The sequence below is a fragment of the Fontivita pretiosa genome (assembly GCF_050410795.1).
Classification (GTDB): domain Bacteria; phylum Planctomycetota; class Phycisphaerae; order Tepidisphaerales; family Tepidisphaeraceae; genus Fontivita; species Fontivita pretiosa.
Genome location: NZ_CP191258.1, coordinates 459047 through 484731 on the forward strand (window position 1 = coordinate 459047; position 25685 = coordinate 484731).

21 protein-coding genes are annotated in these 25685 nt (G+C 63.1%); 13 read left to right on the forward strand and 8 right to left on the reverse strand.

Annotated features, from left to right (window positions below; all coding sequences use genetic code 11):
• Positions 1 to 3: 3 nt before the first annotated feature.
• Both ACQS5P_RS01780 and ACQS5P_RS01785 read left to right on the forward strand, forming a co-directional pair.
• Positions 4 to 1770, forward strand: a complete 1767-nt coding sequence (locus ACQS5P_RS01780) for a 30S ribosomal protein S1 (protein WP_428939189.1) — start codon at positions 4 to 6, stop codon at positions 1768 to 1770.
• A gap of 255 nt (positions 1771 to 2025) precedes the next feature.
• Positions 2026 to 2862, forward strand: coding sequence for a sigma-70 family RNA polymerase sigma factor (locus tag ACQS5P_RS01785; protein ID WP_428939190.1), 837 nt, complete (start codon positions 2026 to 2028; stop codon positions 2860 to 2862).
• Between the two features lie 67 nt (positions 2863 to 2929).
• Here the strand turns inward: ACQS5P_RS01785 and ACQS5P_RS01790 are convergent, their stop codons facing one another.
• Genes ACQS5P_RS01790 through ACQS5P_RS01800 form a run of 3 tightly spaced genes read right to left on the reverse strand, consistent with a single transcriptional unit; the run spans position 2930 to position 4733 of the window.
• The gene (locus ACQS5P_RS01790) at positions 2930 to 3565 is read right to left on the reverse strand and encodes a hypothetical protein (RefSeq protein ID WP_428939191.1); all 636 of its coding nucleotides are present in this window, start codon (positions 3563 to 3565) and stop codon (positions 2930 to 2932) included.
• A 28-nt stretch (positions 3566 to 3593) separates the two neighbouring features.
• On the reverse strand, positions 3594 to 4187 hold the full coding sequence (locus ACQS5P_RS01795) for a type II secretion system protein (protein WP_428939192.1): 594 nt from the start codon (positions 4185 to 4187) through the stop codon (positions 3594 to 3596).
• 48 nt (positions 4188 to 4235) lie between these two features.
• Positions 4236 to 4733 carry a hypothetical protein gene (locus ACQS5P_RS01800; protein ID WP_428939193.1) on the reverse strand — a complete coding sequence of 166 codons (498 nt, stop codon included), beginning with the start codon at positions 4731 to 4733 and terminating at the stop codon, positions 4236 to 4238.
• A 164-nt stretch (positions 4734 to 4897) separates the two neighbouring features.
• On the opposite strand from ACQS5P_RS01800, the gene ACQS5P_RS01805 reads away from it, so the two are divergent.
• Positions 4898 to 5425, forward strand: a complete 528-nt coding sequence (locus tag ACQS5P_RS01805) for an adenine phosphoribosyltransferase (protein WP_428939194.1) — start codon at positions 4898 to 4900, stop codon at positions 5423 to 5425.
• A gap of 10 nt (positions 5426 to 5435) precedes the next feature.
• On the opposite strand, the gene ACQS5P_RS01810 is transcribed toward ACQS5P_RS01805, so the two are convergent.
• On the reverse strand, positions 5436 to 5798 hold the full coding sequence (locus ACQS5P_RS01810) for a UxaA family hydrolase (protein WP_428939195.1): 363 nt from the start codon (positions 5796 to 5798) through the stop codon (positions 5436 to 5438).
• Between the two features lie 120 nt (positions 5799 to 5918).
• Here ACQS5P_RS01810 and ACQS5P_RS01815 point away from each other — a divergent pair, with 120 nt between their 5' ends.
• From ACQS5P_RS01815 to ACQS5P_RS01850, 8 genes are all read left to right on the forward strand, one after another.
• The gene (locus tag ACQS5P_RS01815; RefSeq protein WP_428939196.1) at positions 5919 to 7400 is read left to right on the forward strand and encodes a hypothetical protein; all 1482 of its coding nucleotides are present in this window, start codon (positions 5919 to 5921) and stop codon (positions 7398 to 7400) included.
• A 139-nt stretch (positions 7401 to 7539) separates the two neighbouring features.
• Positions 7540 to 8244 carry a GntR family transcriptional regulator gene (locus tag ACQS5P_RS01820; RefSeq protein WP_428939197.1) on the forward strand — a complete coding sequence of 235 codons (705 nt, stop codon included), beginning with the start codon at positions 7540 to 7542 and terminating at the stop codon, positions 8242 to 8244.
• A 4-nt stretch (positions 8245 to 8248) separates the two neighbouring features.
• Positions 8249 to 8746: a hypothetical protein gene (locus ACQS5P_RS01825; RefSeq protein ID WP_428939198.1), complete on the forward strand. Its 498-nt coding sequence runs from the start codon at positions 8249 to 8251 to the stop codon at positions 8744 to 8746.
• Between the two features lie 101 nt (positions 8747 to 8847).
• Positions 8848 to 9744, forward strand: a complete 897-nt coding sequence (locus tag ACQS5P_RS01830) for a type II secretion system protein (protein WP_428939199.1) — start codon at positions 8848 to 8850, stop codon at positions 9742 to 9744.
• Between the two features lie 196 nt (positions 9745 to 9940).
• Positions 9941 to 11980 (forward strand): hypothetical protein, encoded by a 2040-nt coding sequence (locus ACQS5P_RS01835; protein ID WP_428939200.1) that lies wholly within the window; start codon positions 9941 to 9943, stop codon positions 11978 to 11980.
• A 275-nt stretch (positions 11981 to 12255) separates the two neighbouring features.
• A complete protein-coding gene (locus ACQS5P_RS01840) occupies positions 12256 to 13659 on the forward strand; it encodes an FAD-dependent oxidoreductase (protein WP_428939201.1) in 1404 nt (467 codons plus the stop codon).
• Positions 13660 to 13667: 8 nt separating this feature from the next.
• Complete coding sequence (locus ACQS5P_RS01845) at positions 13668 to 14861, forward strand: UxaA family hydrolase (RefSeq protein ID WP_428939202.1); 1194 nt, start codon at positions 13668 to 13670, stop codon at positions 14859 to 14861.
• A gap of 23 nt (positions 14862 to 14884) precedes the next feature.
• Positions 14885 to 16546, forward strand: coding sequence for a right-handed parallel beta-helix repeat-containing protein (locus ACQS5P_RS01850; RefSeq protein ID WP_428939203.1), 1662 nt, complete (start codon positions 14885 to 14887; stop codon positions 16544 to 16546).
• 83 nt (positions 16547 to 16629) lie between these two features.
• On the opposite strand, the gene ACQS5P_RS01855 is transcribed toward ACQS5P_RS01850, so the two are convergent.
• Positions 16630 to 17646 carry a zinc-dependent alcohol dehydrogenase family protein gene (locus ACQS5P_RS01855; protein ID WP_428939204.1) on the reverse strand — a complete coding sequence of 339 codons (1017 nt, stop codon included), beginning with the start codon at positions 17644 to 17646 and terminating at the stop codon, positions 16630 to 16632.
• A 188-nt stretch (positions 17647 to 17834) separates the two neighbouring features.
• Between ACQS5P_RS01855 and ACQS5P_RS01860 the strand changes: the two genes are divergently transcribed.
• Positions 17835 to 18509: an HNH endonuclease gene (locus ACQS5P_RS01860; RefSeq protein WP_428939205.1), complete on the forward strand. Its 675-nt coding sequence runs from the start codon at positions 17835 to 17837 to the stop codon at positions 18507 to 18509.
• Positions 18510 to 18730: 221 nt separating this feature from the next.
• Positions 18731 to 19486, forward strand: coding sequence for a hypothetical protein (locus ACQS5P_RS01865; protein ID WP_428939206.1), 756 nt, complete (start codon positions 18731 to 18733; stop codon positions 19484 to 19486).
• Positions 19487 to 19591: 105 nt separating this feature from the next.
• Here the strand turns inward: ACQS5P_RS01865 and nagZ are convergent, their stop codons facing one another.
• The 3 genes from nagZ to ACQS5P_RS01880 form a co-directional block, all read right to left on the reverse strand.
• Positions 19592 to 20722, reverse strand: a complete 1131-nt coding sequence (nagZ, locus tag ACQS5P_RS01870) for a beta-N-acetylhexosaminidase (RefSeq protein ID WP_428939207.1) — start codon at positions 20720 to 20722, stop codon at positions 19592 to 19594.
• Positions 20723 to 20788: 66 nt separating this feature from the next.
• Positions 20789 to 21709 carry an aldo/keto reductase gene (locus ACQS5P_RS01875; protein WP_428939208.1) on the reverse strand — a complete coding sequence of 307 codons (921 nt, stop codon included), beginning with the start codon at positions 21707 to 21709 and terminating at the stop codon, positions 20789 to 20791.
• An 88-nt stretch (positions 21710 to 21797) separates the two neighbouring features.
• On the reverse strand, positions 21798 to 25673 hold the full coding sequence (locus ACQS5P_RS01880) for a hypothetical protein (RefSeq protein WP_428939209.1): 3876 nt from the start codon (positions 25671 to 25673) through the stop codon (positions 21798 to 21800).
• Positions 25674 to 25685 lie beyond the last annotated feature (12 nt).

Below are 25685 nucleotides of genomic sequence, written 5' to 3' on the forward strand. Positions count from 1 at the left end.
CGTATGGTCGATTTCAATCTTATTAGTCAGTTAGGCAATCACATTGATCAGGAAGCCGATGCCGCCGTCGCCACGGCACTGGGCGAGGCTGCAACGGACCTGGACAAGCTCGTCCGCGGCGATGAAGTCCAGGACTTCACCCCCGGGGCGATTCTCAAGGGACGCATCAGCGGCATGGCCGGCGAGGACTTTATCGTCGAGCTGGGGCTGAAGTCCGAGGGGATTCTGGAGCGCAGCGAGTTCGACGAGCCGGAAAACGTCAAAATCGGGGATGAGGTTTCGGTTCTTCTGGAGGAGGTCGAGGGCGACACCGGTCTGGTGAAGATCAGCAAGCGCAAGGCTGATCGGATCATCAACTGGGAAGCCATCATGAAGAGCAAGAAGGAGGGGGACACGGTCAGCGGCAAGGTCACCAAGAAGATCAAGGGCGGGCTGCTGGTGGACATCGGCGTGCCGGTGTTCCTGCCCGCCTCTCAGGTGGATATCCGCCGACCCGGGGAGATCAGCGACTGGATCGGACGGCAGATCGAGGCGGTGATCCTCAAGATCGACGAGGAGCGCCGCAACATCGTGATCTCCAGGCGCAAGCTCATCGAACAGCAGCGCGAGGAGCTGAAGAAAAAGACCCTGGAGAGTCTTCAGGTCGGTCAGATCGTCAAGGGAACGGTCAAGAACATCGCGGACTTCGGCGCGTTCATCGACCTGGGCGGGATCGACGGGCTGCTGCATATCACCGACATGTCCTGGGGTCGTATCAACCACCCCAGCGAAATCCTCAAGATCGATCAGGAGATCGAGGTCAAGGTCCTGTCGATCGACAAGGAAAAGGAAAAGATCGCGCTGGGACTCAAGCAGAAGGACGCCAGCCCCTGGGAGAACATCGAGACCAAGTACCCTGTCGGCTCGATCCACGAGGCCGAGGTGGTCAACATCATGTCCTACGGCGCGTTCTGCAAGCTGGAGCCGGGCGTCGAGGGACTGGTGCACATCTCGGAGATGAGCTGGACCAAGCGGATCAACCACCCCAGCGAGGTCGTGGCCGTCGGGCAGAAGGTGCGGGTCAAGGTCCTGGATATCAACAAGGAGAAGCAGGAGATCTCTCTGGGGATGAAGCAGGTGGAGGAGAACCCCTGGGAGCGAGTGGCCGAGAAGTACCCGCCCGGCTCGGTGGTCAAGGGCAAGGTACGCAACATCGCCAACTACGGCGCGTTCGTCGAGATCGAGGAAGGCATCGACGGGCTGTTGCACGTCTCGGATCTGTCCTGGACCAAGAAGATCGGGCATCCCAGCGAGGTGCTCAAGAAGGGCGAGGAGATCCAGGCCGTCGTGCTGTCGGTCGATCAGGAGAAGCAGCGTATCGCGCTTGGCCTGAAGCAGATGACCGAGGACCCGTGGATCACGGTGATCCCGGAGCAGTACCGGCCGGGCATGGTCGTCAAGGGCCATGTCACGAAGATCGCGAACTTCGGGGTGTTCGTGGAGCTGGCGCCGCAGCTTGAAGGGCTGCTGCACATTTCGGAGATCTCGGATCAGAAGATCGAGAAGCCTGAGGATGTGCTGAAGGTGGGACAGGAAGTGGAAGTCAAGATCCTGCGTGTGGACAGCGACGAGCGGAAGATCGGGCTGTCGCTGAAGCGAGCGCAATGGGCCGCCGAGGAAGAGCGTCGCGAGCAGGCCCGCGCGGAGCGCGCCGAACGGCGCGGGCTGCGTGGCGGCCTGGAAGGCGGCGAGCAATCCACCGGCCTGGGCGACCTGCGACTGGGTCGGTAAAGCCCGCTTCGCCACACAGCGCAACGTTTTCGGACCTTAACCAAAGGACCGCGATCCGAAAGATCGCGGTCCTTTGTTATGCGCCGCAAAGCCTCACAGTGTCTGAAAGTCACCCGCGCCAGTCGCCGATAAGTGTTGAGGAGAAATGCATGGCGGGGAAGCTGCGCGGCCGGCAAATCCGGCACGCGCGGCATCCTCGGCCAACTGCGTACGGGTCAGGGAGTAATTTGCCCCAAGCGAAGGGTGACGCGAAACATGGCTTCCACCGCCGTCCAATCGGGTTTGCAGTTGTACCTCCGGCAGATCAACGAATCGCCGCTGCTGACGGCGGAAGAAGAGAAGGAATTGGCCCGGCGGATCATCCGCGACAACGACCCCGCAGCCCGCGAACGCATGGTTCGCTCCAACCTGCGGCTGGTGGTTAACATTGCCAAGCATTATGTCGGGCGAGGACTCTCACTGCCGGACCTCATCGAGGAGGGCAACATCGGACTGCTCAAGGCGGTCGAAGGCTTCGACCCGGAAAACGGCTCGCGATTCAGCACCTACGCGAGCTGGTGGATCAAACAGGCCATCAAGCGGGCGCTGATCAACAGCGTCCAGCCGATCCACATCCCCGCCTACATGGTGGAGATGATGAGCAAGTTCAAACAGGCGATGCGCGAGCTGGAGGATCAGCTCGGGCGACTGCCCAACACCGAAGAACTCTCGGCCCACCTGAAGATGTCGGTCAAGAAGCTGAAGATCATCAAAAAGGCGGTCAAGGCCTATCACTCCCCGACGCAGTTCACCGGTGGCGGCAACGGCGAGGGAGAGGAGGAGATGTCGATCAGCGACGTCGTGCCCGACACCAACACCCCCACCCCCGATCAGAGCGTGTGCAGCGCCGACGAGCTGCGGCAGCTTTCGGAGCTGTTGAATCAGATCGATGAGCGGGCGGCGAAGATCCTGAAGATGCGATACGGCCTGGACGGACAGGAACCGATGACGCTCAAGCAGATCGGCCAGCAAATCGGGCTGACGCGCGAGCGTGTCCGCCAGATCGAACACGAGGCGCTGCGCAAGCTGCGCGATGCGATGCTGGTGGCCTAGCAATGGCTGAAGGCACAGGACGGCAAGTCAAACCGAACAGAACCTGCATCTGCCAGTGACGAACCGGTCATTGGGATGGCGGCGGAGGCGCCTCCAGGACACTCTTCACGATCACGATGCCCATTTTCCCGTCAGGACCGGCCGGCAACCCGCGCTCGGCGCGGCGACGGGCGATGGCGGCGGCAAACTCGGCCGCTTTGGCTCGCAGCTCCGGCGGAAGCTCGCTGCCGTCGCCGCCCTTGCGGATCGTCACGCGCTTGGCCTGGCCGGCGCCGTTCGGCAACGGCGACGTCTGCACTTTCACGTTCACGCCCGGTGAATCCTTCAGGTCAATCGTCCCAGACCCCTGATTCATCTGAAGGTGCTGAAGCTTCTGGCGGGCCTGCTCCTGCTCATCGATCAGCTTGTCGAGATAGTCCTGCCTGGGCTTGCCGGCCGGCAGCGCGAAGTACGCCTCCAGCCTTTCGCTCAGTTGCGAGTGCACTGCACGCGAAATGGCGGCGTCGCGGTCGGCCTGGCTGATCTTGCCCTGCTCGGCCGCATGAATGATCTTGATCGGGTCGTTTCCCGCATCGGCCAGGGCGCGGTTCCGAGCGCGTTGTCTGGCCCAGAGCACACCCGCGATCGCGACTGAGGCGATCACCGCAACGCCCGTAATGACGGCCCGAACCCTGCCGCCCCCGGCCGATCTGATCAGCGACATGTGCCAACTCCTTCCTTGTCAGCGTGGGTCAATCTCGCGAATCCCCCGCGTGAAAATCCGCAAACAGGCAGTTCATCGCCCCCGGGTGTCCGGGCCGGCCATGAAACGGCTCGAAGTCCTTGAAAAGAACCAGACGTTCGGGCGGGCGTCCCTGGCGCTTCGCATCGGCCAATGCATCAGTCCAGACCTTGTTGACGCCGCTGAGCGGATCGAACGCGAAGGCGTTGAAGAACGCGTTGTACTCGTAGCTGCCGCCCTCGCGCTCAAAGTACGTCTGATATCCATCGGGACGAAGATCCTGCATGATCCGGTCGGCCGGACATCGCCACACCCCGCGGGAGCCTTTGGTATAGCGATCGAGCACTTCGAAGATGGAGGGCGCATCGACCAGTGGCGGACGCAGCGAGGGCATCGGATTCACGCGCGGCACACGTTGCCTGTTGTCGTTGAGATACATTTGAAACAGGCTGCCGATGTCGCGAAGCTGCGCCCGGCAGGCGGTGCGCCGGCTGGCCTGCCGCGCCTTGCTCATCACCGGCAACAGCAGCCCCATCAGCACCGCGATGATGCCGATGACCACCAGCAGCTCGATCAGGCTGAATCCATGGCGTCGCGTAACCACGATTCGATCATCTCCGGCTGCGCACAGGACGTGACGAGATCGGGAAATCTAACGGCCCTGGGCGTCGGCGGGCGTTTCCGGCAGCGGCGGCAGGCCACGCAAGAGGCGGCGTTTCATGACGGCGGCGGCCATCTCGGCCAGTTGGGCCCGCCGCTGCGGGGGAACCTGCTCCATCATCGCCTGCATCCGCCGGGCCCGGTCAGGACCGGCACGCTGTTCCAGTTGCCGCACCGTCTGCGCGATCGCCGGCCGGGTCGCAGCGCGTGTCTGCACCTCCCGGCGTCGGGATTGCATCTCCTCGATCAACCGATCCAGGTATTGCTCTCGCGGCGCGCCGGGCGGAAGCGCGAAGTACTCATCCAGCCGCCGATAGATCCGATTCCGCAACGCCTGCATCATCGCCTCATAGCCCTCTTCGCTGCTGAGCCGTCCCTGACTGGCGGCCTCCAGGACTTTCAGTGGATCGTCCTGAATGGAGGCGAGCAACTGTTGGCGGGATCGGGCGCGGTAGGCAAAGACCGCCGTCACCACGATGATCGCCGACATGGCCACGGCAATCGTGACGATTCGGACACGACTTGAGAGTCTGGCTGCGGCGATCATGGCTACACCTCGCCGACACCGATTGTATACGATTTTTCGCCCGCCATGCGCCTGCTGAACGCACGCCAGTTGTGAAAGGCCGACCCCTCGTCGCTACAATGCCGGCCATGACCGAACCCGTCTTGCAGCTTAAGAAGCTGATACGCGACGTGCCGGACTTTCCGAGAAAGGGCGTGCTGTTCCGCGACATCACGCCTCTGCTGGCCGACCCGTCGGGGTTGGCGCTATCGATTGAGCTGATGGCCAATCCGTTTCGCGGCAGGAACATCGACCTGGTCGTGGGGGCTGAGAGCCGCGGGTTCATCTTCGGAACGGCGGTGGCGTGCTGCCTGTCGGCGGGTTTCGCGCTGGTTCGCAAGCCTGGCAAGCTGCCGCACAGGAAAGTCTCGATGAGTTACGAACTGGAATACGGCACCGACACGCTGGAAATGCACGCGGATTCCATCGTCGCCGGGCAACGTGTGCTGGTCTGCGATGACGTGCTGGCCACCGGCGGCACGATGAAAGCCTGCTGCGATCTGGTCAAACATCTGGGCGGCGAGCTGGTCGGCGTGGCGGTGCTGATCGAGCTGGAGGCACTGAAAGGCCGGGACAAGCTCGACGGCGTGCCGGTGCACTCGGTGCTTCGGTATTGACCGATGCTGATCACGTGTTCGTGTCCAGGTCCTTGAACCTGCGGCCGGGCTGGAGCGTGCAGGTGGGCAAGTAATCGCTGGCCAGATTGTGCAGGTGGACGTGCTGGCCGATGGCAATGTCCGCTGTGGCCGTGCCGATCGGGCAGCCGCATTTGATGACCTTCTGGCCGGCACGGATTGCGCTGATGGCGATTTTGTGTCCCAAGGCTACGGACTGGCGCGCGGTGATGGTTTGACCGTCGCCGATATCGAGCAAGTCCCCCGCCGCTATCGCCGTGATCGCGACGGCGACATTGTCGTCTGGCGCCAGGCGAATCGCCCGTTTGGTGCTGGCGCGGGCGTAGGTTCCGTCCGTCAGCGAATCACCGCTCATGAATCCCGCCGTGATTTTTCTTTTGACACGAACATTCGAATCTTTGTACCCTCGGTCGCCAATCCTATGAATTGTCCAGCGCAGACTGTAATTGTCGCGATTCTTGCGGTGTTGGCCACCATGCACAACCTCCCCGCCGCCCAGCGCCAGCCCATCGTGATCAACCCCGGCGAGCCTCAGTTGTTTGTGGATGACCTGCTGATCGAATCGTCCAGCGGGCTTCAGCGCACCCTCCGGCAGCCCAAAAAGGACAACGACGGCAATGTGCCGGTCATCGCGATCACCAATGAATTTGGCGATTTGCCGGCGACCCACCAGGCCAATGGCACCATCGTCTTCGACCCGAAGCTGCGTAAGTGGGTGATGATTGCCATCGGCGCCGCCCTTCAGCTCCAGGGTGCTGAGCGCGTACGTCTTTACCGCTACACCTCCGACGACGCGATGAACTGGATCCGGGGCGACGACGGCACGCCCCAGCACATCAAATTTGACCTGTACGATCCGGTCAGTCGCACCAGCGCCAGCAACACCGACCTGTTCTCGTTCTGCTACGATCACAATGATCCGCAGTACCCCTACAAGGGATGGCTGTGGTTCGCGAACTGGGGCGACGGTCGCGAGGGCGTCTACTACGTCTATTCGCGCGACGGCCGACAATGGCAGCGCGGGCGGCAGATCATGAGCTACAACAGCCGCACCATTCAGCAGGACGGCTGGACGCTGCGCGGGCCAAGTGATGTCACCACCTTCTATGCCGATCCCATCAGCGGCAGGTATCTGGCCCTGATCAAGTTCACGAACGTCGAGCCTGTGGGTGACGGCAACCGCCAGCGATCGCGCGCCTATGCATTTGTGAACCGATTGGATGAACCGCTGGATATGAACCGGATCCAGCGCGTGGCGCTGGTTCCACAGGCAGCCGAGAAGAACGGCGACTTGCCCCACGACGAGTACTACGCCTCCACAGCCTGGCGATACGGCTCCTTGTGGCTGGGCGGGCTGAAGGTCTGGCACGGCAAGGGCGACTACCCCTATTCGGCGGCGGGCAGTGCGTTCCTCAAGCTCGTCGTCAGCCGCGATGGCGTGAGCTGGAGCAAGGTGCAGTTCAAGAATGACGACGGCGTGCCCGAAGTCTGGATCCCCAACGGTCCGGAAGGTGGTAACGGCGGCAAAAACGACGGCGGGTACATCACTGAGTTCAGCCAGGGACCTCTTCGCATCGGCGATGAGTTGATCTACTACTACGGCGCCTCCTCATGGGGCAAGAATCACGCTCCGGGCAAGCGCGTGACCGGAGGCGGAATCTTCCGCGCGCGGCTGCGGCCGGATGGGTTCGTGTCGGTCGATGCCGGCACGCTGACAACCACACCGCTCGTGTGCGATGGATCGGATCTGAGTGTCAACGCGATCGGCCCGGTGCACGTCGAGCTGCTGAACGCCAACGCCCAGCCCGTGGGCAAGACGAGCTTGAGCGGCGATTCGCTGGCGCATACGGTGCGCTTCGACGGCAAGCGATTGCGCGATCTGACGGGCAATGGTCAGTTCCAGTTGCGCTTTGCCGTCGGCCCCGGCGGCAGGCTGTACTCTTTCACGATCCATTGAGCCTGAGAGGAGCGGCGATCACCGCACGCTGCGTGAAATCTGATGATGCCGGGCGAATTTTCTTGACTGAAAAGATTCGAATGTTTAAATGGCGGTCTCGTCCGTCTCGCCGAGCGTCAATCGTTTCAAGGAGCAGCCGATGCCCCAGCAAGCTGCGGGAAACAAAGCCAGGAAAACCAGCCGCCGACGGCTCGCCCGCCACGAAATCCGTCTCATCCTCCGCGATCGCATCTTCAACGGCGAGTGCCGCGCTGGCACGAAACTGATCCAGGGCAAGCTGGCCAAGGACTTCGGCGTTTCCGTCGGCGTGGTGCGGGAGGCCCTTCTGGAGTTGCAGGCCTGGGGATTGGTTGAGACTCAGGATAATCGCGGCGTTACGGTCAGCCGCTGGAGCGTGGATCGGCTGATCGAATCCTATGAAATCCGCGAAGTGCTGGAGGGCCTGGCCGCCCGACGCTGCTGCGGGCGGATGGACGACGGGTCGTACTCCCGCCTGCGCGACTTGGCGCAGCAGATCCACGACGCCAGCATCGGTGATGACTGGGACACCAGTTGCCGCCTGGATCGAGAGTTTCATCACTGCCTGATCCAGCTCTGTGGCAACCGCACGCTTCTTCGACTCAGCGACAGCTATCGCTTCCTGGGCAAAATGATGTGGTGGAGCCGGCCGTATCCCGACTCGGCCATCACCTTGCAGAAGCATCTTGAGATTCTGGATGAGATTCACCAGAACCACCCCGACGCGGCGGAGCGGGCGGCGCGCGAGCATGTTGCGGTGGCGAGGCGGAAGATCCAGGAGCTGGCCGCTCAGGGCAAGTTCGAGCCGCACTGGCTCACATCGTGATGCGATGAGCATTCGAGAAGCGATCAATCGCAACCCCAAACGTGTTGCCACCGTTGTGGCCGTGGCGATCGTCGCGTGCATCGGCGTGATGCTTGTGCAGTTGATGGCGAGCGACCGGCGGCGAGGCAACGAACAGAGCCTGTCACCCAAAGCCTGGTACACGGTGGATGATGGGCGCACCTGGTTCGCGGGACCCGGCAACAAGGTCGTACCATTTGAGCATGAGGGCAAACAGGCCTATCGCTGTTACGTCTGGACGTTCGACGGAGGCAAAACCAAGTTCGTGTCTCACTTGGAACGACTCAAGGCTGCGGTGCGTGTGCATTATGGACCGCAGGCTGAGGTCGAACCATGGAACCTTCCGCCGGGCGCCGAGGAAATCAAGCCGCCATTGTCTGGAGATACCGGCTGGATTCCCGAGGATTCGCCGCAGGCGGCACAGATCATGATCCCCCGCAGCCCGGATGGCAAGGGGCATCTGGAGGCGGTGGTACCGCGCTGAAACGCGGCCTTGGGCAATTCGGTTGGGCCGGCGTGGGCATGCGGTTCCGGCCCGCCCTTGAAATCTTGGTGCACGAGAGCATCGGCTCCGGGAGGCGTCCTATGTGTTGTGGTCGTCGCCGTCATGTTGTGTACCGCCACAGTGATCCGGCGTTCACGCTGGTGGAATTGCTGGTAGTCATTGGAATCATCGCGGTCCTGATCTCGGTCCTGTTGCCAACACTGAACAAGGCCAGAGCGCAGGCCACGCGCGCACAGTGTCTCAGCAATCAGCGGCAGTTGGCCACGGTGCTGCACATGTATGCCGGCGATAACAAGGGCGCGCTGCCTCCGCAACTGCTTGGAGTGGACAGCTATCAGACGACTTGGGCGTTTTACGCGGGATGGGACGACTATCCTGGCGAGTACACCACTCGCCGCAATTCCGCCGACGGGTTCGTGGGTCTGGGCTATCTCGTCCGCGCCGGCAAGTACATCAAGGACGGAAAAGCCTTTTACTGTCCGGACATGTATTTCGGCCCATTTATGTACGACACGTACCGCAATATGTGGGAGCGTATCCGTCGCGGCGAAAAACTGACCCAGGACAGCGATCGGCTTCAGTTCGGATATCAGTACAGAGTCGGCGGGCAGGACATGGGTATCTACGTCACCCAGTCTGACATCCAGAAGATGAACAGCATGAAGCTGGGTCGCTTCAGGGGCGTGCGATCGCTGATCACCGATTTCACCTATTACTACAACCTCAATCTCTTCCCGCACCGCAACCCATACGGTCTGCCGACAGCCTTTAGTGACGGTCACGCGGAATTCGTGCTGCTGTCCAAGAAGGATTACGAAGTCTCCGGGCAATTGGCGGCCACCTGGTCCAAGCCCGAAGCGATCATTTACTGGCACTACATCTGGTTCGCGATCGACCGGAACGACTTCCGCTTCTTCAGCGAAGCCGCCGGCGCCCGCAAGTGGGCCGATATCGAGAAGCGATACGGGCATTACTAACCCGCTGAATATCACGACGGTGACGCCTCGTCGTGATAGGAGGCACGTCTTCTGGCGATGCCAAGTCGTAAGCGCCGGCAGAAGCATCTGCCTGCGTTCATGTGACAAGTGACGATCCGCTGCACGAGATGGCTGCTGCGCGCGCGGCTGCCGACGTGCGTGTCTTGGCGTCATTGGCAGAAAGGGAAGGGACTGTATGAGCAACACGCCTATTGCTGTCGTAGATGTCCTGCGCCGCCCGCTCCTGCTCCTCGTCGCAGTTCTTGTGGGGTGGGAATTCGCCGCTTCGGCTTCGGCGCTGACTACCACGCGGACGGAAAACTTTAACATCGACCCAGGCTGGTTGCGAGAGGGCGACCCGGACAACAACCCGTCAACTCCGCACCCGAGCAACTATGGATGGCGAGACACTGATAATACAGGCAACGCGGTCAATCCTCCGGGCGGTGTCGCTACCGCCAATGGCGAAGCTGGCGGCATCATCGGTGCGGAGGTTCCTTCATCGTATGGCGACAACATCGGGCTGCTCACTCCAAATGATTACCTGACGGTGAGCGGAGTGTTTACAATTCTGTCGAACAACCAGGAGACTACATTCGGGTGGTACAACTCGGACCAGACTCCGCCGCCGCCAGGTGGGTTGCGCCCCAATTTGCTTGGGTTTCGGCAGATCGCGCGCAGCGGCACCGCACCCGTCGGGCATAGCTTCCAGACGTACATCGTCGGCCCCAACGGCACCACCATCCGCCGCCAAACTGCGTTCGTCGGTGACGATCCACTGGCCGGAGGACCGCCGAATCGCGTCGTGACGGGTGGCGTCTACGCGTTCACCTTCACCTGGGATCCCAACGGCGGAACCTTGGGCCTGGGTGCCATGACGTTGTTTATCGACGGTGTCGACTCCAACGACAGCACCCCGCAGGATCACACCTTTACCACGGAACTGACCGTGGCCCAGCGGGCCGCGTTGGATACGGCCAATCTCCAGTTCGATCGGTTTGGCATGGCCTACTCGGTTTACAAACCAGACGGTGCGGGACCGGAAACCATTTATTACGACGATCTGACCTACAGCGTGCCGGTTGTTCCTTCGCAATGGAATGTGGACAGTGACGGAAATTGGTCGGAAGTGGGAAACTGGACTGGCGGCGTGCCAAACGGGGTCAGCACCGCGGCGCACTTCGGTACCATCACCACCGCCGCGCGTATCGTCACCGTCGATGTCCCGCAGACCGTTGGTGGGATTTCGTTTGCCAACACCAACAGCTATACCATTGCGGGCACCAGCACACTCAACTTCGACGTGACCGTCGGCAACGCCGAGCTGACGGTGCTTTCTGGCAGTCACACCATCTCGGCACCAGTCGTTCTCAACGACAACCTCACGATCAACACCGCCAGTAGCGGGGTCGCGCTGACCGGGGCGTTGGCGGCCACCGGCAGGACGATCACAAAACTGGGCAACGGAACTGTGCAGTTACAGAATGTGCGGGCGGCCGCGCTCAAAGTGAACGGCGGCACCGTGAGAGTCAGCCCCAAGGTGATCGCCAACAACCCCAGTGGAACAAGTGTCGTCAATAGCCTCTTACTCACATCAACCGCGCGGCTCGACCTGAACAACAACAGCCTGATCGTCAGCGCCGGCGACGCGAGCATCACCAGCGGCATCACAGGGCTGATCAAGACTGCCCTTGAAAACGGCGGAAACTTCGACTGGCTCGGCCCGGGCATCGGCTCGACGCAGGCCAATGTCCAGAACACCACCGCCGGCAGCTTCCTGTACGGCCTTGGTGTGGTCCTGAATGACCTGGCTCAGGTGGGAGGCAGTGGGCCGATCTACACCGATTTTGCCGGTGTCAGCGGCCTGGTCGGCACGGAGGTGCTGGTGAAGTTCACTTACTTCGGAGACGCCGACCTCAGTGGCTCGATCGACGCCACCGACTACTCGCTGATCGACAACGGTTACGTCAACACGTTGAGCGGCTGGATCAACGGGGACTTTGACTACTCGGGTGTGATCGACGCGACGGACTATGCCCTGATCGACAACGCGTACGTCAATCAGGCCGGTCCGTTGGCGGAAGCGCTCATTGCCGAGCACGCCCGGATGTTCGGCGGCGAATACCTGGCGGCGCTTCGGGCGATTCAGTCGGGCGTGATTCCCGAACCTGTATCGCCGGGTCTGCTGCTCGGCGGGTCGTTCTTTTCCCGGCGAGTGTGCAGGCGGCAGAGGTAAGGCGTTCCCTTGTCGTTGTGGCGAATGGATGCGCGGACTTGATGACACCTGAGCAGACTCGGGAGACGGTCATCCGTCGAGCCGGCGGTGTGACCGCCTCCTGCTATTTTTCGGTCGATCCCAGAGATCCAAGACTACCCGGTGATAGGAGCCAGGCCATGAATCTGAGGTTATGCTGGCGGCGTTTGTTCACGGTCGCAGTGTGCATGCGCATGCTGGTCTGTGCGGCCGCCGCTGAAACATTCGTCGAAGAGCCAGCCCGGAGGACTCCGGTCTTGTACGACGTAGATGTGGTGGTGGTTGGTGGCGGACTCTCAGGCGTCGGCGCGGCGCTGGGGGCGGCACGCAACGGCGCCAAGACGCTGGTCATCGAGCGCAGCGGCTACCTCGGCGGCTGGCTCCGCGGCGTGGGACTTGGCAGCAATCTGGCCATCTCCGCCCCCGGCTGGCGACCAGCGTTGAACGAAGGCGTGTTGCTCGACATCACCAGGGGCGTGATCGCGGCTGGAATGGAGGGGCATCCAAACCTCGAAGCGGTGCTGGAACGCGGCGACCTTCGCGTCGCCAATCACGAGATTATCCCGCACGTCTTCCAAGACCTGGTGATCGAATCGGGCGCGCAGATCCTGTACTTCTCGACCTACAGCGATTCGATCGTGAAGGGCAACAAGATCGACGCAGTGATCGTCGAGACGCCCGTGGGGCGCGGCGCGATTCGGGGAAAGATGTTTATCGACTGCACCGGCCTGGCAACCGTCGCCGCCGAATCCGGCTCGCCCGTGCGCACGGAAGAGGCCTACATGGGCTTGCAGGCGTGGATCACCGGCGTGGACCGCGCCCGCTTCGAGGAGTACGACAAGTCAATCCCTGATCCCGAAAAACCTTCGCCCGAAGCGCGGAGCTGGCTGGAAGCGAAGCTTGGGCACCCGATCACGCATTTCAGCCCCGACCGCCCTGACAGCATGAACTTCCCCTGGGACGACTGGCTGACGCGAAACGCCAATGTGCTGGGGCCGAAGTTTCGCGAGGCGGTGGACCGGGGTGAGATGCCGCTGTTCTACCGCGTCGGCGAGAAGGGTGTTGTCAGTTGGGTCGAGGGGTTGAAGGTGGACAGCTACGAGATCAGCGGCCCGATCGCGCGCCCGCGTACTTACGTCGTGGGCGTGGATCCGACCGATATCCGCGCCGTGTCAGAAGCACATGTGAAGTCCACGCAGTATCTGTTCGCACTGGTGAGATTCCTCAACAAAAACATACCAGGCTTCGAGAAGGCACAGATCACGCGGATGTCGGAGATGACACTCAACCGTGCCGGGCGATCCATCGAGAACGAAATGACCCCTCCTACCGGCAGCGACATCTCCAAGCACATCGAGCACGACGATGCGATCGCGATTCTTCAGCGCGGCAAGGATCGCGGCGCGTATGAGGTTCCCTACCGTGCCATGGTGCCCGAGAAAGTCGACAACCTGCTGGCCGTTGGGAAAAGTTCGGTTGGCGGGCTGAGATATCGCACGCACATGCTGAGCGTGATCATGGGCCAGGCGGCGGGCACGGCGGCGGCAATCGCGGTGCGGGACGGAACAACGGCTAGAGATGTCAACATCCGAAAAGTGCAGGCACAGTTGCGAAAAGACGGCGTTGCCATCCCCGACAAGCTGCAAAAGGCGATAGAATGAGCTCACCCATGACCGCCGCTACCGGCTATCTCCGCCCCGACGGGCAGAAGGGAATCCGCAACGTCGTGGTCGTCGCGTATTTGGTCGAGTGCGCGCACCACGTGGCGCGGAACATCTCCACGCCGTTTGGGCAGCGGGCACACCTCATCGGCTTCGCGGGATGCTTTCCCAACGCCTACGCGCTGAAGATGATGAAGCGACTGTGCACGCACTCCAACGTCGGGGCGGTGCTGCTCGTGTCACTTGGATGCGAGGGATTCGACCGACACTCGCTGGCGCGGACCATTCGCGAGTCCGGCCGGCACGTCGAGACGCTGGTCATTCAGGAAACCGGCGGGACGACGACGACGATCGAGCAGGGCCGAGCGTGGGTCGGGCGGGCGTTGCGACAGATCGACGATGTGCCGCGCGTGCCCATCGGGATCGAGGACCTGATCATCGGGACGAACTGCGGCGGATCGGATGCCACCAGCATCCTCACCGCCAATCCCGCGATCGGGCGCGCCTTCGATCGTCTTGCGGCGCGGGGCGCCAGGCTCATGTTCCACGAGACGCCGGAGCTGATCGGCTGCGAGCAGTTCCTGGCGCGGCGCGCGACCTCGCCGCAGCTTGCCGAGGCGCTGGTTGCAACGGTGCGCAAGGGGGCGGAGTATCATCGCGTGCTCGGGCACGGCAGCTTCTCGCCCGGCAACGCCGATGGCGGGTTGACCACGATGGAGGAAAAGTCGCTTGGCGCCTACAGCAAGAGCGGATCCTCGCCGATCGTCGGCATGCTCAAGCCCGGCGACATCCCGACCAGGCCGGGGCTGTACCTGATGGACGAAGTTCCCGACGGGCCGGTGCGATGGGGCTTCCCGGGGCTCAGCGACGTCAGCGGCATCAACGAGATGATCGCCTGCGGGTGCCACATGAACCTTTTCGCCACCGGGCGCGGTTCGGTGGTGGGCTCGGCAATCTCGCCGGTGATCAAGGTGTGCGCCAACCCTGAAACGTATCGACGGATGAGCGCCGACATGGACATCAACGCCGGACGGATTCTGGAGAGCGAGGCGACGCTCGATGATGTGGCCGACGAGATCGTCGAAGCGGTGATCGCGACGGCGTCGGGCCAGCCCACAGTGTCGGAGAAACTGGGACACCAGGAATTCGTGCTGGCGTACAAGTCATTCGAGCCACTGGGGCCGAGCTGCTTTCCCACATGATCAGGAGTGGATTGATGATCGCGATGGCGGGAAGAAGTGTGGTGATCGTCATGATCTGCGCAGCACTGGCCGGCGCCGCGGGGCCGGCAACGATGCTGCCGATGGAGCTGGTCGGACCGCACCCGCGGCAGGTGGATCTGAGCAAGTACGCGCGGATGCTGTACGTTTGCGACTCCAGCGGCTCCGACGCCGCACCCGCAACCGCAGACAAGCCGCTGAAGACGCTCGGCGCGGCGCTGGCGAGGGCGGGCGATGCCGGGCCGGGACATCGCGTCGCGATCCTCGTCGCCCAGGGACGATATCAGACCGTCGCGCTCGAGACCCGGCCTGAGGTCGATCTATACGGAAGCTTTGCTCCCGGCGACTGGACCCGGCGCGACGTTTTCGCGCACGCGTCGGTCCTCGATGCCGCCGGCCAGGGGCCTGCGCTGCTCGCCGCCGACCACTCGCAAGTCGACGGTTTTGTAATCACCGCGGGCCAGCACGACGCCCCGGGCGGCGCGGTCATCTGCCGGGGCACATCACCAACGCTGGCCAACTGCGTCATCACCGGCAACCGCACGATTCACACGCCGGTCGTTGCCCCCGAAACGCTGCACATCGCCGGTCATGGCGGCGGCGCGATCGCCATCCTCGATGGCGCATCACCTCAAATCCTCAATAACCTGATCTTCGACAATACAACAGACGTGGGCGACGGCGGGGCGATCCTCGTGCGAGGCGGATCAAATCCGACGATCTCGGGCAACGCCATCGTCGGCAACGAATCCGGCCTGCGTGATACCACCATGTACGACGGCAAGGTCGGGTCGCGCAGCTCCAACGGCGGCGCGATCAGCGTCAGCGACACCTGCGCCCCGGTCATCGCTGACAACGTCATCGCCCTGAACAAGGTCCACCACACGAGCGATGGCGGCGGGATCTATATAGAGTACGACGCTGCTCCGCTGATCCGCGGCAACTGGCTCGTGGGCAACACGACCTCCGACGACGGCGGCGCAATCTACATCCGCGGCATGCCCGACGGCTCGCCAACGAAGGGCAAGGCGCCGCTGGTCGAAGGCAACATCTTCGCAGGCAACCGCGTTTACCACGAGGGGCGAAAACTCGACGATTTCACCGATGCGATCCTGCTCAGCAAGAACGGCCGGGCGACGATCAGGAACAATCTGTTCACCGGACAGCGCTGCGGGGTTCGGGCGTACAACTCGTCGGCGAGAATTGTCGAGAATGTTATCGTCCACAACATGGCCGAGGGCGTCTGCATCGATGTGCGCGCGGCAAATGTCCCTCCATCCATCATCAGCGGCAACATCATCCACGCCAACGGCGGCAGCCCTCAGTGTCTGGTCACGGGCGCGGCAGTTCCTACGCCGACCATCACCGACAACATCATCCAGGGCGGGTATCCCGGGCAGGCAAATCGGGATGAGGATCCCGGCCTGAGCGACGATGGCTTCGGTGCCACGATCAAGGACCGATCCTTCGATGCCGCGCGCTGCATCAGCATCCTGAAGTTGGCCGAGCCAATTGCCACCGACCTGTCCGGGCGGCTGGTGAACGTCGGGAAACAGTGGAGCGTGGTGAGGTACAACCGAGGCGACACGATCAGCGTGTGGGGCCGGATCGACGACCCCGACGCAGCATTGCGAGTCGCCGGCACCTTCCGCCCGGTCAGGCGCTGAGCCGGCTGGGCCCGGCCTCGACGGGTCGTGGCTTGGCTGGCGGTGGCTCCGCGGAAGCGGATGAAGCGTCAGTCCAGGATGCGCTACGGAAGCAGCAGCACTTTGATCGCGCGTCGCTCGTCCATCGCGCGGTAGCCCTCGGCCACGCGTTCCAGCGGGAGCTTGAGGTCGAAGACCTTGCCGGGATTGATCGTGCGATTCATGACCAGTTCGATCAGATGCGGCAGATAGCGTCGCACCGGCGCCGGGCCGCCGTGCAGATGCACGTGCGAGAAGAACAGCTCCTGCCCGTCGAGTTGCACCCCATGGGGCACGCCGACGAACGAGGTATAGCCGCCCCTGCGCGTGCAGCGGATCGCCTGCATCATCGCCTGCTGTGTGCCGACGCATTCAAGGACCGAGTCAGCGCCGACGCCGTCGGTCATGTCGATGATGCGATTGACGCCGTCGTCGCCTCGCTCGGTCACGATGTCGGTGGCGCCGAACTCGCGGGCGAGCTGCTGGCGCTTTTCGTGGCGGCTCATGGCAATGATGCGTTGGGCGCCCATCTGCCTGGCCGAGAGCACGCCCAGCAGCCCCACCGCGCCATCGCCGACGACCACGACGGTCGATCCCGGCTTCACGTTGGCCGCCTCAGCCGCGAACCAGCCGGTGCCCAGCACGTCCGAGGTCGTCAGCAGGCTGGGGATCAGATCATCGGGCGGCATACGCGGCGTCGGCACGAGCGTCCCGTCCGCCAGCGGCACGCGCAGCATCGGCGCCTGCGCCCGCGTGATCCATTCGCGTCGCATGCACGATGACTGGTAGCCATACCGGCAGTTCGGACAGGTGTTGTCCGAGGTGGCGAACGAGCCGACGACGAACTGCCCCGGCTTCACGCTCCTGACCGCGCTGCCAACTTCCTCGACGACGCCGCAGTATTCGTGTCCCATCGGCGTGGGGCCGTCGAGCGGCTGCAACCCGCGATAGGGCCACAGATCCGATCCGCAGATGCACGTCGCGGCGATGCGGATCAGCGCATCGGTCGGCTGCTCGATCCTCGGCGTCTGAACGTCTTCAAAGCGAATGTCGCGAGGGCCGTAGAGGACGGTTCCTTTCATGGCTTGTCTCCTGCTCGTCAATCCACGCTACTTTACGTGGGGAAACCGCCGCGGGGGTACGGGAATTCTCGCGAACAGATCATTTACAGGCCATCGCACAGTCGCGCGATTGGCGACTGTGGAAAGTTCATGTGCATTGCGCGTTGAAAGTCTGTATTCTCGCTGGAACATTCGCTACGGGGACACGCATGTGCAGGGCGGCGGCAACATGTTCGGAACTGGGCAATGACGTCGGTGCCTGGTCACGGCTGGCGCCGCTGATGCCGCCGCCGTGGTTTGACGGGGAATTCGAAAAGTTCCGACTCGCCGTTGAGCGAGCGGCTGCGGGGGATGTGCAGGAGAGTCGCCGCCTGCTGGGGCAGGTGCGCAGCGATGCCCTTCGCACATGGTACATCGTCCATGGGCAGAACTCCGGTGTGTTCCGCAACCGGCACTACGGCATCCGCGCAACGATCATCGATACCGCCCGGCGTGGGGCGCCGCCCTCGGGCCTGGTGAGCCTGAGCTACAAGCGGGACGGTTACCGCTGTCGGTACTGCGGCATGCGGGTGATCCCGATCGAAGTGCTCCGGCTGTACGAGGGCGTCGTCGGTACCCGGTTTTTCGCGGCGACGGCAAAGAACGCCAGCCACGGTGCCGCGATTGTGTTTCGCGCCACCTACGACCATGTAGAACCATTGAACTGCGGCGGCCGTCATTCGCTCGATAACCTCGTCACAGCATGCTACTCCTGTAACTTCGGCAAAGGCCCTTACACATTGCAGCAATTGGGGCTTGACGATCCGCGGTCGCGACCGGCGATGTTGGATTCCTGGGATGGTTTAGTCTCGCTGATACCGAAGCTGCGTCGCGCAGGAACGTAACGGCGGGCAGGACCTGGAAGGAGGAACAGATGCCCGTATCTCTTGTCTTCGCGAACTGGTGGCAGGCGCTGTCCGCTGTGCCTCCAAGCAAGACCGCCCGCGACTGGTGGGCCAAAGACGATGCCCGCTGCCCGAGGTACGATCGACTCTATCGTGTGTGGGGCGATCCGACGGACAGCACTCCACCGCCCTACTACAAGTCCGACAGGGAAAAACACCTCGTGCCGACGTTGTGGGAGAACTTCGCCCTATTCGCTCCCGCAGATGCCATCGCCGCAATCTACGAACAATTCCAGTTCGAGTCTCCCGGCCCCGCGATCGACTTGTGCTGGAGTTACGAGTTCAACCTTGGCCACCAGGATCGGCAGTTGGATATCGTCATGCACGTTCGCTTTGCCGACCGAGACGAGATTATCATCGGAGAAGCCAAGGCGGGGCGCAAGCCGTTCGATGACAAGGACCTTGCCCCGCGCGATGTCATCGGGCGCGATGTCTTCCGATTCGCAGGCGTGAGACGTTACTTTTTGCTCGGCGATGCACCTGTGCCGCACGATTGGCACCGACACGGATACCGCCACCTCACTTGGCGCCGGCTCTGTGAGATCCAATCGGCTTTGTGCCAGACTCTACCCGAGTCTCCCGAGGTGCGAGAGCTGGTGCGGCGACTGATTGGTGCGCAATTCGCCGGCCACGGGATTGCAGCCGATCTGCCATCAAACGACATCAGTATCGACGACATTCAGCGAGAGGCGCAAGCGGTCATTCCAGGTGTGACCACAGAGAGGTGTCGCCAGTTCATCGCATGCGCCATCCAGCACATTCGCTGCCTGAGGGGATTGCCTTCAGACTCAGTACCCATCCCATATCTGGCAGCCGAGCCAACGGTCGAGCAGATCAAGCGGCGGTGGCGGCTTGGGTGTGGAACTCGCGCTGTAAATGAGAAGGCCTACTGGAAACTGCCGCCACGTCGTGCATGAATCCGGCGGCAGCCGGGTTGTTGTCGGGGTCCGGTTTGTGCGCTTCCTGTGTGCTGGTGATGCGGTTGATCACCGATCCGAATCGGTGCAGCGACGGACATCGCCCTAGCGCTCGGTGGGATCGGCGGGCGTGGGCATCGCGTCGGAGCAGTGGCTCCGCACCCGCTGCGCGATCGCCAGGTGCTGCTCGCAGCCGATGACACTCAAATCGGGCGAATCGGTCGGCTCGGCAACGTATCGACGACACAGCGCGTCGAGCCTGCGATTGGCCTGAATAACGCGCTCAACCGGCACGCGTCCGGACTCGACGGCGCGGATGAGGATATCGATGGCCTGGTTCTGCAATTCCGGCGAGTGACAGATGGCAAACAGGTCGATTCCCGCCAGCGTGCCCAGCACGATCGCCTCCTCGAAGCCATAGTGCGAAGCGATCGCCTTCATTTCCATGTCATCACTGATCAGCAGCCCGTGGAATTGCATCTGATCGCGCAGCAATCCCTGGAGGATGGTGTGGCTCATGGTGGCCGGGTAGTGCGCGTCGAGCTTTCGGAACAGAACATGGGCACTCATGATCGTCGCGACGCCGGCGCGCACCGCGGCCTGGAACGGCGGCAGCTCGATCCGCTGGAGGCGGTCCAGGTCATGTTCGAGCACCGGAAGCGTCAGATGACTGTCCTGCCACGTGTCGCCATGACCGGGAAAGTGCTTTCCGCAGGCGGCCACCGCGGCGCTCTGGATGCCCGCGATCAGGGCGCAACCCAGATCGGCCACAAGCTGTGGATGCTTGCCGAGGCTGCGGTCGGCGATGACCGGATTGTTGGGATTGGTATCGACGTCCAGCACCGGCGCCAGCACCCAATCGACATTGACGGCGCGGCTCTCGCGTGCCAGCAGCCTCCCAACCTGACGCGCCAGCTCCGGATCACCCGTGCGACCAAGCTCGCGCATCGATGGCACGGGCGTGAAGCCTCCGCCGCGAAGACGCATCACCCGTCCGCCCTCCTGATCGATCGCGATCGGCAACGGATGGACAGCGCGGCGCTTCAGCTCCGCACACAAAGCGGCGAACTGCCCGGGTGATTCGACATTTCTGCGGAACAGCACCACCGCCCCGATACCACGATCCAGCAGCGATACCACGTGCGGCGGAATCGTCTTGCCGTCGAATCCAATGCAGATCATCCTCGCCACGGCGCGGCGCAGATCACTGCCCACGAACTTTCGCTTTTCAGCCATGTGTTTCGAAACCGTTCTGGTCAGAACCTGTCGCAGGCCCACCCAACCCGTCAGATGCCCGCCCGATCATCTCCAACCCTGCGGATGCTCGTCGCGCACGATGTCCAGTTCTGCGGCGGCGGCGTTCTGCTCCACCTGTTCGACGCTCTTGCACCCGGGGATCACACACGTGACGGCCGGATGCTGCAAGCACCAGGCCAGCGCCCAGCTCGCCATCGGAACGCCCGGGGGGACTTCATTCTGTGCAATGTTCTCGACCTCGCGAAGCCTGGCGTCGATGACTTCGGGCCTGGCGCGTCCCCGCACGTCGGATGCGTCGAACCGCGCGCCGGGCTTGTATTTGCCGCTGAGATATCCGCTGGCCAGCGGCACCCGCGCCAGCACGCCCAGATTCTGCCGCATGCACGAAGGAAAGACCCGATCCTCAGGTTTGCGATCCAGCCGGTTGTAGACCACCTGGATGACCTGCACCTGCGCCTTCTGCGAAGCGTCGGTCTGGTAGAGATTGTCGTTGGGGCTGATGGAGTTGCCGATGTGCCGCACTTTGCCCTGCTGCTTGAGCCGGATCAGGGTCTGCTGAAGCTCGGGATTGTCGAACTCCTCGTTGCGGATCGAGTGATACTGGAGAATGTCCACGTAGTCGGTCCGCAATGCGCGAAGCGATTGTTCAAGCTGGTGGACGGCGTCGGCGGCGCTGCGCTCGTCGGTGCGATTGAACGGGCCGTGAAATCGATGTCCGAATTTCGTTGCGATTATCCAGTCGCCGCGCTGTGCGTGAATGGCCTGGCCGATCAGCGATTCGGAGGTGTGATCGCCATAGCATTCAGCGGTGTCGATGAGGTTGATGCCCAGATCGCGTGCCCGGCCGAGGATGCGATCGACCTCGTGCTGAGTGAAGCTTTTTCCCCACTCGCCTCCGAACTGCCAGGTTCCCACGCCGACGACGGAAACGCGAAGGTTGGTGCTGCCGAGCCTGCGGTATTTCATGCCCGGCAGATTATGCGACATCAGCCCCGCCGCCAAGCCGAAAAGGGGTCGGGAGTCTTTTCCGGCGGCGGAAAAGACTCCCGACCCCTTATTTGTCCCGGGTGGTCGGTGGGCCCTGGCCACGGAAGACCTCGTCTACCGTCGTGGTCAGCGTGTTCATCGAGCGGGCACGGACCCGAGGCTCCTGGATCGTGCCGCGAACCTGAATCTGAAGCAGCTCGTGCCGCGCGCCGGTCAGCAGTTCCCCGATCAGCGGCAGCTTCAGCCAACTGGTGCTGTCGGTCACGAATTTCAGCCGAACCTTCCGGGAATCAAAATCGATCGACCCATCCCCCTGCATCAGCATCTCCCGACTGCGCAGCTCGATCTGCTCGAAGGTCACCCGCGCGCCGTCGATGCTGTAACGAGTCGAGGCCTGCGTGAACGGGCTGGTGATCGGCAGCGACAGATTCGTGATCTGAAGCAGCCCCAGCACCAGCGGAATGCGATACATCTGCCGGCCGACGACGGAAACGTCTCCTCGCCCCCGCCGGCTCTGGGGCTGGGCGTAGGTTCCCTCCAGCGCCAGGCTGGCCGAGAGCTGTCCCTGAATATCGGGTTCGGTTTCGCCGGCCAACTCACGCACGTCCGCGTCACGGAGGATCAGGTTGACGGCATAGCGCGACGGCCCTGCCTCGGGGAAGGCGTAATCGACCTGCCCGGCCATGCTCCCACCCGCCAGCTTCGCTTCGATCCTGCCGAGCGTGAGCTGATCGCGATCCGCGGACTTGATCAACACGGCGTGCAGGTCGGACATGGTCCGTCCCGCCAGCGTCAGCGACTCCATGTCGATCCGACCGGACAGTTCCGACAGCCGGCCATTGCGTGCCGATCCATTCAGCTCCAGCTTGCCGCGCACGTCCGCCAGGGGCACGCCCACATCCACTGCCGCACTGGCCGTTTCCAGAGTCGCTGCAAAATCGATATCGGCCAGAGCCAGCGGACCTGCGGCGGTTTCGGCACCGCGCGTGGTTGATTCCAGCGGCGCTGCCGGCGCGGTCGTCTGCTGCGACGGAGGCGCGATACGCAACTTGGAGAACTCAAGGTTCACCGTGCCCTGAAACTGCATCGACGCCAAAAGTTCTGCCAATGTTCCGGGCAGTGCGCGCCGAAGCTCGTCATCCAGTGCAACGTTCTGTCCGGCCAGTGTGAACTCCCAGATCAGCTCCTGCTGTTGTGCGTGCGGGGACTGCGACCGGGCCGGCGCCGCAGCGCCGGTTCCGCTGATCCGAATCTTCGCGTCGCCGTGACGCGCTGTCAGGTCCGTGAGAGTCACGCGATCGGGATGCACCGTGACGGTGCCGGCAAGCTGATCGAGCCGATACGGCAGTGCGGCCGGCGTGGCACTGAGCCGCCGGGGCGTGAGGACGATCTCATACCCGCCCGACCGCGGCGGCGGCGCCGGTGACTGCGAGATCTGGGGATTCAACGCTTCGCTGACGGTCCCGCTATACGCTACCGCCACATCCAGCGTGCCCTGCGGGCGAACCTGATCCCATGCCTGCTGCGCCTGCCTGGGCAGCAGTTTGTACAGCGCCGGATCGAGCACCAGGTCGCTGGCCGACGCCTGAAGCACCAGCCGGGGGATCTCGTTCGGCCAGGCGATCTCTCCTCGCGCGGTGATGGTGGCCTGCCCGCGCTTGCCGCGCACGTCATTAATGGTCAGCTTCTGATTCGTGAGGCGCAGGTTCGCCTGAACTTCGGAAACCGCAAAGGTGCCGTCCGTCGGCCAAAGCGTGCCATCGTGCAGCGCAATCCGCAGATCGTAGTCCAGGTCCACAGCAGACTCGTCGCTCGGTGTGAATGGTTGCTCAGCGGCCCGGGCAGTCGATGCCGTCGGGGAACCCTGAATCGCGGCTGCGGAGTTGTCCGCGGCGCGCCGGGCCGGCCTGATGGTCCCTTCCAGGTCGAAGCGGCCGCCCACGCCGAGCTTCTGGATCCAGGCTCTTCGTGCGGCGGGCAACGCCTCCAGCAGCGCGCGGTCGATGGGGACATTTCTCGCGCTGATTCGCAGATCCGGATACAGCGTGGGGCCGGACCGCTGGGCGCCCGGCGCGGCGCGCTCGCCCGGCCAGGAAACGCGCCCGTCGATCCGCAGCGTCGCATCGCCCCGGCTCATGTTGACGTTCACCAGCTCCACATGATCATCACGGATCTTCAGCAACCCGTTCACACCGCTCATGAAATACGGGAAGCCCACCAGCGAGCCCGAAGCGTCGTCGAGCTGAATGTTGGTATCGATGATCCAGTGTGACTCCGGCCCGGCCAGGCGAATCACCGTACAGACGAAATCACCGCTGAATCTGGGATATTCGCCCCGGCCCGGCGCGTCGAAGAGCTTCAGCGCTTTTTGCGTAAGCGGCGGGAAAGCGGCGATGAGGGCCGGTTCGTTGGATACCTGCTGTCCGGAGACGATGATGTCCACCCGCGCATCGGGCCCGAACGGGCCGATCGTGCCGTTGATTTCGACGAACCGATCAGCGTTGGGACCGCCCGCGACTCCTCGACCGCGGATGCGGTCCAGCTTCAGGCTCTCCACGCCCGTCTGCGGGTCGTGGCTGAGGATGATCCTGCCGGTGGTCTGACGCAGCGGATACGGAAACTTCTGGAAGCAGAAGTTGCCATCGACGATCTCAATCTCGCCGCTGACGCGGGGGCGTGCTCCGGGCGTGGGACGGTCCACATCCACCCAGAAGCGGCAGATCCCGCGCGGCTTGAAGTGATCGTAGATCTCGCGTACCGCCGGTGGCAGCGAGTTGAGGTATCGCGGCGCCGCGGGAATCTCGATGTTCTGAAAATCCGCGGTCTCGATCCGCACGTGCGCCACCGCCGCAGGCGTATACCCCCGGATTGTTCCGGAGACTTTGAACGGAAAGCCCTCCAGCCAGCCGTTGAGGTCGTCGATCTGGATCGTCTGGTCGTCGTCGAAGACGAATCGGCCATGAACGCGCTTCAGGACGATCGGCTGAGGCTCGACCAGACGGGCAACATGGTCGATGAACCCGCGTCGATCCAGTCCCGCCAGGCGCATCGCCCCGAAGGCATCGTGCAGATCGCGCAGCACCCGATCCTCGTCGGCGCCCATCCACTCCTCGGGACGCACCGCCAGCGTCACGCTGCGAAGCTCGATCTCCACACGATATTCCGTCTGTTGCTTGCCAGTGATCGGCGGCCGGTAATACAGCTTGGGGATGTCCACGCGCCCGGCCAGCCCATGCTGTTCCCACCATTTGCGAACTTCGGGGGGGAGCATCGCCTTGACATCCGGCCCGAACTCGAAGTTGTACAGCGAGGCGGTGAGTTCCCCGCTGCCCATGGCGATGCTGCCGGAAACCATGGGCCCGATTCCCGCCGACGGCCCGCGGCTCTGGAAGGCGAAGTTGTAGACTTTGCTCTCCGGCACGGGGCTGAGCAGCCCCTCGATGCCGATGGAGCTGCGTTCCACGACTGCGCCGCGCGCCACGCGGGCGTAGTCCACCTGGGCATTGCGAAGCACGATTTCGGGCAGCTCGATGCGTCTGGCGGGCGAGTTCAGGGGCGGCGGCGACGCCGCACGCCGCTCCATCAGCCGCGCATAGTTGCGCCGGCCCGACTCGGCATCCTCCATCACGTGCACGCGTGGATCGACCGCGACGATGCGAGTGGCCTCCAGTCTCCCGCTGATCAGTGCGCGCGGATCGTACTGAATCAGCAGAGACTGGGCGCTGAACAGAAGCGAATCCGGCCCCGGCGAAGAATCGACGTAGACCCGAACCTTGTCCAGCCGCAGTCCCTCGAAGATCGAGAGCGTTGCATCGCCGACGGTCACCGGGCCGCCGACAAGCTGCGTCAGATAGGTCTGGGCCATCTGTCGCACCCGCCGGGAGTCGGTGATGAACCAGTATGCCCCGATGATGGCCCACAACAGACACAGCAGGACACCCATGGCCCAGCGTCG

Coding starts and splice junctions, on each gene's coding strand:
- ACQS5P_RS01805 (WP_428939194.1), top strand. CDS start 4,898: ATGACCGAACCCGTCTTGCAGCTTAAGAAGCTGATACGCGACGTGCCG.
- ACQS5P_RS01850 (WP_428939203.1), top strand. CDS start 14,885: ATGGCGGGAAGAAGTGTGGTGATCGTCATGATCTGCGCAGCACTGGCC.
- ACQS5P_RS01880 (WP_428939209.1), bottom strand. CDS start 25,673: ATGGGTGTCCTGCTGTGTCTGTTGTGGGCCATCATCGGGGCATACTGG.
- nagZ (WP_428939207.1), bottom strand. CDS start 20,722: ATGGCTGAAAAGCGAAAGTTCGTGGGCAGTGATCTGCGCCGCGCCGTG.
- ACQS5P_RS01835 (WP_428939200.1), top strand. CDS start 9,941: ATGAGCAACACGCCTATTGCTGTCGTAGATGTCCTGCGCCGCCCGCTC.
- ACQS5P_RS01830 (WP_428939199.1), top strand. CDS start 8,848: ATGTGTTGTGGTCGTCGCCGTCATGTTGTGTACCGCCACAGTGATCCG.
- ACQS5P_RS01825 (WP_428939198.1), top strand. CDS start 8,249: ATGAGCATTCGAGAAGCGATCAATCGCAACCCCAAACGTGTTGCCACC.
- ACQS5P_RS01800 (WP_428939193.1), bottom strand. CDS start 4,733: ATGTCGGCGATCATCGTGGTGACGGCGGTCTTTGCCTACCGCGCCCGA.
- ACQS5P_RS01815 (WP_428939196.1), top strand. CDS start 5,919: ATGCACAACCTCCCCGCCGCCCAGCGCCAGCCCATCGTGATCAACCCC.
- ACQS5P_RS01855 (WP_428939204.1), bottom strand. CDS start 17,646: ATGAAAGGAACCGTCCTCTACGGCCCTCGCGACATTCGCTTTGAAGAC.
- ACQS5P_RS01785 (WP_428939190.1), top strand. CDS start 2,026: ATGGCTTCCACCGCCGTCCAATCGGGTTTGCAGTTGTACCTCCGGCAG.
- ACQS5P_RS01875 (WP_428939208.1), bottom strand. CDS start 21,709: ATGAAATACCGCAGGCTCGGCAGCACCAACCTTCGCGTTTCCGTCGTC.
- ACQS5P_RS01780 (WP_428939189.1), top strand. CDS start 4: ATGGTCGATTTCAATCTTATTAGTCAGTTAGGCAATCACATTGATCAG.
- ACQS5P_RS01790 (WP_428939191.1), bottom strand. CDS start 3,565: ATGTCGCTGATCAGATCGGCCGGGGGCGGCAGGGTTCGGGCCGTCATT.
- ACQS5P_RS01820 (WP_428939197.1), top strand. CDS start 7,540: ATGCCCCAGCAAGCTGCGGGAAACAAAGCCAGGAAAACCAGCCGCCGA.
- ACQS5P_RS01810 (WP_428939195.1), bottom strand. CDS start 5,798: ATGAGCGGTGATTCGCTGACGGACGGAACCTACGCCCGCGCCAGCACC.
- ACQS5P_RS01845 (WP_428939202.1), top strand. CDS start 13,668: ATGACCGCCGCTACCGGCTATCTCCGCCCCGACGGGCAGAAGGGAATC.
- ACQS5P_RS01860 (WP_428939205.1), top strand. CDS start 17,835: ATGTGCAGGGCGGCGGCAACATGTTCGGAACTGGGCAATGACGTCGGT.